This window comes from Streptomyces sp. NPDC056361, from assembly GCF_042262805.1.
Lineage (GTDB): Bacteria > Actinomycetota > Actinomycetes > Streptomycetales > Streptomycetaceae > Streptomyces.
Window position 1 is genome coordinate 46,262 of sequence record NZ_JBHJQI010000050.1, and the last position, 6,340, is coordinate 52,601.

Genomic DNA, 6,340 nt, shown 5'->3' on the forward strand with positions numbered 1-6,340 from the left:
CCCTTCCCCGTATCTCCGGAGGCTTCCATCTCATCGCACATACTCCCGCTGCGCGGCCTCGCCGTACGCCCCATGCCGGACGGCGTCCGCGGCGTGCTGGTACAGCGCGTCTCTCTCCCCCCGGTACGACGGCCCGCTCGACGTCACGTGGCTCACCGCCGAAGCCCTGCGGCTCGCCCTCGGTCGCATTCGCCTCCACTGGGAGACCGCTTCTCGCTCTGGTTGGGACGTGAGTGCCCACCTGGGCCTAGCCACCACCGAGGTGCACCTCACCTCCTGGCCGTCCGCCCCGGACCGCTGGTGGCGCCTGGTCCGCCCGACCCTCCACGAGGTGACCGGCCTCTGCGTCGCCCTCGCGTTCGCGACCGACGCCCTCGATCGATCGAACCGCCTCGCCGAGGTATGACCGAGAACCGCAAAAGGCCGCCTCTCGCCGAACAGGCAGAGGTGGCCTTGCCATACAGCTGGTCGCAGACGCGTACGCTCATCCCCGACGAATTAGAGGGACACCTTGGTCAACGACCAGCCGCTCTGGGAGTACCCGGAGGCCGCCACCTACAACGTCCCTCCGGGAAGTTCGCTTCCGATTATGCTCGCGATACGAACACGGGAACACGCCTGGGGGAACGGCCATGAGTCGAGTCGTCGTGGTGCACGGGGTGGGGCGGCAACTGGACACCGCCGAAACGTTGCTGACGGAAGTAGGGCCCGCGCTGCGCGGCGGAGTCGAACTCGCGCTGCGCCGTGATCCCGCCCTCGGACGGCTGGCGGACGGCGACTTCGTCTGTGCCGGGTATGGGGACCTGTACCGGAAGGCTGGCACGCGGGGCGAACCGTACTACCGGGCCGAGGACGTGGAGCCCGGGTTCGAGGCCGAGCTACTGGAAGCCTGGTGGCGGGAGGCCGCCCGACTCGACCCCCGCATCCCGGGACCGGTCCCCGCCAGCCAGGACGGTACGCACGCAGGGGCCGCGCCGCGCGGGGCCGTCGGCCACCTTGTCTCTCGCCCTCTGGCCGTGGACCGGATCCGCCGCGCCCTGAACGCCCTCACCCGAACCCGGTTCTTCGGCGCCGTATCCGACCGGCTACTCGTCTCGGACCTCAAGCAGGTGCGCCGCTACTTCACCGAACCCGACTTGCGCGCCGCCATACGAGCCCGGGCTGCGGAGCTGATCACGCCCGAGACCCGGGTGGTCGTGGGCCACTCACTGGGCTCGGTAGTCGCGTACGAGGTGCTGTGCGCGCTCCCCCCGGAGCGGCCGCCGCTGACCCTCGTGACCCTGGGCTCCCCGCTGGGCCTCGCTGGACTGGTCTTCGACCGGCTGGAGCCCGCCCCGAAGCCGGGCGGCACCGGAGTTTGGCCGACTGTCGTTGACCAGTGGACCAATCTGGCCGACAACGGGGACGCGGTCGCCCTCGTCCGCGAGCTCGCCCCCCGCTTCGGGCCGGGGGTTGTGGATGTTGCCGTCGACAATGGCGCCCAGATGCACAGCATGCGCGCCTACCTCACGGCGGTAGAGACTGGGACTGCGATCGCCGCAGGGCTGGCCAGGTGACAATGCCGGACATGGGGGCCGGCCGTCCGAACGCCGACGACGGCCTCAACCGCTACCTCTTCGCCTTCGGCACAGGGACGTTCACCGCCGACCCGCACCTCGAGGACCTGCCCGGCGTGTCCGAGGACCTGCGGCGGGTCAAGGACCTCTTCGGCTCCCTCGGCTACACAGAGATCCTCCCGGAGATCGCTGGCGCGCCCGATGCCCAGCTGGTGCGGGCCGGTCTGGAGGACTGGCTCAAGGCCGACGAGCGCGGCAAGGACGACGTGCTCGTCGTGTACTACGCCGGGCACGGCCTGCGGGGCGAGCGGCACCACCGCCTCACCTGCCGCAACAGCCTCAGCAACCGGATGACCACCACCCTCGCCTCCCGCGAGCTCGCGGACCTGCTGGCCGACACCCCGGTCGGGAACGTCCTGCTGCTGCTCGACACCTGTTACGCCGAACTGGGCGCGGCCGACATCACGCATGTCGCTGGCCAGCTGGTGGACTACCGGCCTCCGGACGCCGACGGCTTGTGGTTGGTGGCCGCTGCCCGCTCCCGCGAACTCGCCTACGACCACGCCTTCGTGACCGGCCTGGAGACTGCCGTGCGCTCCGGCACGGCCGGGATGCGGCAGCGGTACCTGGACATCCCGACGGTGACCGACCAGGTCAACGAACACCTACGTGAGCACCGCCCCGACCAGTGCGCCAACTATCACGCCGTCTCCGGCCGGGCCGTCCCGCCTTTCCTCCCCAACCCCAAGTACCGCCCCGGCCTGCCCGCCGACGCGATGGACGTGGAGTCGCAGCGCGAGTGGACCGCCCACTTCGGCCCTCGGGGCCGCGGGGTGGAGTACGCGAGCGAGCCCGGCGACTGGTTCACCGGCCGCCGGCAAGCCCTGGCCACCCTGGCCGGCTGGCTGCGCGACCCCGTCCACGACGCCCGGGCCCGCGTGGTCACCGGAGACCCCGGATCCGGCAAGTCGGCCGTCCTCGGCCGCCTGCTCGCGCTGACCCGCCCCGACCACCCGGAGGAGCCCGCTCACCTCCTGCCGCCGGTGGACGCAGTGACGGTCTCCGTCCACGCCCACGGCACCACCCTGGAGAAGCTCACCTCTCGGCTGGCAGCAGCGCTGGGCGTGGACGCAGACAGCCCGTCACAGCTCCTCGCCCGGCTCGCGGAGCACGAGGGCCCCCGGCAGACCGTACTGATCGACGCGCTGGAGGAGGCGGGCACGGGCGTCGGCGGCCGCGAACCGCAGCGCATCGCCCGCGAACTCCTCCGCCCCCTGTCCGTGCTCCACAACATCCGCCTGCTAATCGGCACGCGCCGGACGATGATCCCCGACCTCGGCCGCGCCGTCGAGATCATCGACCTCGACACCGACACGTACACCGGCCGCGACGACATCGAGCAGTACGCCCGCCGCACCCTGGCCGAGATGCCCGGTGCCCTGACGGAACCCGACCGCGAGGCCGTCGCCGCCGCGGTCGCCCGCCGCGCTGGCCGCTCCTTCCTCGTCGCCCGGATGACCGCACGGGCCCTCCTCCACGGAGACCTGACCCCGGACGTGTCCCGGCCCGGCTGGGAGGAGCAGCTCCCCTCAGAAGTCGGCCAGGCCTTCGACGCCTATCTGGCTCGGTACGGCGACGACGAATCCCTGGTACGCCGCCTGCTGCGACCCCTGGCATACGCGGAGGGCGCTGGCCTCCCGTGGGACTCCCTGTGGGCCCCACTGGCGACTGCCCTTTCGGGCGAACGGTGCACGAACGACGCCGTGGACTGGCTGTTGCGGCAGGCAGGCGCGTACGTGGTGGAGGTACCGGTCAGCGAGGACCGGTCGGTCTTCCGGCTATATCACGAGACGCTGGCCGAGCACCTGCGCGATCCGCGGCGGAGCATGGAAGACCATCGCCGGATGACGGCCGGGCTGATCGAATCCGTGCCTGCGAGACCCGATGGGGACGGCCCGGACTGGGAGCGCGCGCATCCCTACGTCCACGCCCATCTGGCAGGTCATGCGGCGGCCTCGGGCGACCTCGAACGGTTGTTGGAGGACCCGTGGTTCCTGGTGCATGCAGAGCCGGACGGCTTGTTGGCTTCGATGGAAGGCTTGCTGGGCGGACAGGCGCAACGCGTTCGCGCCATGTACCGAACCTCGGCCCATCTATATAGGCATCTGTCCGTGGACGAACGGTCCCAGACGATGGCGGTGGACACGGCGCGGCACAGGATGGAGAAGCATCGCAGACGGCTGGGACAGAGGTTGCAATGGGCGCCGCGGTGGGCGACCGGGTCTCAGACGAGCAGCCTGTTTCGGACGGAGCTGAGCTCGGATTCCGGTACTCCGTTGGTCATGGTGAAGCTGAATGGAACGCCTGTCGTGCTCAGTGCACAGCGGGGAGGGCCAGTGCAGATTTGGGACCCGGCACAGCAAAGCTGTGTGGCCTCCCTAATCGGCCACACCGGCACCGTATCGGCGATGGACAGCGTCGAGTCAGACGGTCTAACGCTCATCGTCACCGCCTCCGTCGATGGCACTGTACGGATCTGGGACCTGGCGCGCACCACTGAACTTCGGAAGTTTGAGGTGCAGAGCGAGGTCGAGGTGGCTCGCAACACCACAGGAGGGCAGAGGCAGGCTTCTGTGGTCGGTTTGGCATGCATCCGAGTTCATAAAGAATTACTGATCATCGGTTGTTCTCCTGATAGTTCCGCTTGGGCCCGAGAGCTGATGTCTGGAAAGGTCAGGCATAATCTTCCGCGACACTCCAGGACGAGAGGCCTTGGAGTTCCTTTCCTCTGCACGGAAGTAAATGGAGTACCTACTGCCTTTGTCGGCTCTATTTCAGGACCGTTGCGGCGTTGGAACCTCGAGACCGGGAAGTGGGAGGCTCTCTCCGACTCCGAAGGCTGTGAGGTGGCGGCGATCGTCGCGCAAGATGCTCGCGATCATATTTTCCTCGGCTTTCGTCGAAGGAAAATTCAGTTCCGTGACGCAACCACGAACGCCATTGTCTCGTCCTTCTCTGTTGGGTCGGGTTGGGTTACGGCCGTCGCATTTATGGAGCTTGATGGACGAACCGTCATGGTGATGGGTTATGGAGACGGTTCGATGGAGGTGAGGGAACGCGAAGCAGGTCGACTGCTCGCTCGTTTGAACGGCCACACGGACTGGGTGCACTCCATTCGGATCACAAGTGTCGAGGGTCGACCGGTTGCCATAAGCACCGGCGGCAGCTCCGTTCGGCTTTGGAGCGTGGAGGAACAAGCCGAGGCGGTTGAGCTGCCTGGTCATTCTAGTCAAGTGACAGCGGTTGCCTGCACCGTGGTGGACGGAGCCGCCGTCGCGCTGTCAGCAAGCCACGACAACACTGCAGTAATCTGGGACGTGGCCTCTGGAAGAATATTGCAGAGCTTCGAAGGGCATACCAAATGGGCGAGAAGGGCGACTTTTGCCACGGTCTCTGGCATGCCGATTGCAGTGACCAGCGACGGCGCCGGCATCGTACGTATGTGGAATCCAGTGGACGGCACGGAGACCGGGAGAGTCGAGGCGAGTCACTCAAGACTGGAACTGATGGCTTGTGGACATCTCGAAGGTGATCCGGTTGCCCTGCTCGCGCAGCATGGCACTGGATGGACTCGGACGAGTATGTGGAATCTGAATAACCTGCAGATCAGTGGGGCCTTTCAGGCGCCGGTATCCTATACTCCTGCCACTGCCTGGGCTCTTGTGGATGGACGTCAATTGGCTGTGATTGCGGAGCACGCTCACGTAAGGCGGGACGATCGGCAAGCGGGAATCTGGGATCCTGCCGATTGGACGAGATGGGGCGGATTGGAGGGTCTGGCCGATCAGATCAACGCCCTGGCCTGTGGCGTCGATAGACGCGGGCCGGTGGCTGTGACAGCCACCGCCACAAAAGGAGCTCAGGTTTGGGACCTCCGCACCCGGCGACTGCGTCATCAGATTGGTGCCGGTTGGGTGTCCGATGTGGCGCTCGGCCTGCTGGATGAGGCGCCGGTGGCCGTCACTGCAAATACCGATAGCCTGGGCATCTGGGACCTTGGCAGCGGCCTGCTGCTGCATCAGATCTGCTTGCCCCTCCGCCCCAAAGCGGTCGCGTTCGCCCCCGGTGGTGAACTCGTTGTGGGTGCCGGGTATGAAGTGATCGTCCTCGAACGCTGAGGTAGCCGGTACCTCCATGCACACGCTGTAGCAGTCTCTGGAGTCGGCTGAGCTGAACGAGCCGGGAGCGTTTCCCTAGTCCACCGTTCACCCACACCCTCAGCCCGCCGAAAATTCACCAGCCCGTCCTGCGTGTACGACGCTGCCAGCTCCCCTACCTCCGCCAGGACGTCGCCGAGTCCGGGGCAACAGCCGCGGGCCGCGATCGGGTTGTGTCGACGTAGGAGCACAGCCACGAGTCGGACGGCAGCGGTTGATGTAACCAGTTCATGTCGGAGATGACCACCGAGACGAACCAGTTGGCCTGTGTCCGTCTGTGTCAGCCTTGCCGTCAAGCGCACGGAACCGCCCCGATGAGCGTCCGGACGATGACGTACGCGAGGAGGACGGCGGGGACGGACAGGGTGCGTGACCGGAGGCCGTACTCCGGTGGTCCACGCCGGGTACGAAACGATCGCTCTGGAGCACTGAGATGTTCGCGGCCCGTTCTCGGGTTCTGGCACACTTTCCGGGCTCTGTCGCTATTTTGGGGGTGGGCAGCTTCTTGATCATGGTGAGAGCAGGATGCGGCGCCGTAGGAGATCGAAGTTCGCGCGGCCATACATT

At 67.0% G+C, this 6,340-nt stretch carries 3 protein-coding genes; all 3 read left to right on the forward strand.

The window, feature by feature from the left end; all coding sequences use genetic code 11:
* Positions 1-229: 229 nt before the first annotated feature.
* The 3 genes from ACFCY7_RS18475 to ACFCY7_RS18485 all read left to right on the forward strand — a co-directional run bounded on the left by ACFCY7_RS18475 (position 230) and on the right by ACFCY7_RS18485 (position 5,734).
* Positions 230-406: a hypothetical protein gene (locus ACFCY7_RS18475; RefSeq protein ID WP_376486189.1), complete on the forward strand. Its 177-nt coding sequence runs from the start codon at positions 230-232 to the stop codon at positions 404-406.
* Between the two features lie 226 nt (positions 407-632).
* Entirely contained in the window at positions 633-1,556 is a 924-nt protein-coding gene (locus tag ACFCY7_RS18480; RefSeq protein WP_376486192.1) for a hypothetical protein, read from the forward strand.
* Positions 1,557-1,567: 11 nt separating this feature from the next.
* Positions 1,568-5,734: a caspase family protein gene (locus ACFCY7_RS18485; protein WP_376486195.1), complete on the forward strand. Its 4,167-nt coding sequence runs from the start codon at positions 1,568-1,570 to the stop codon at positions 5,732-5,734.
* Positions 5,735-6,340: the final 606 nt, after the last annotated feature.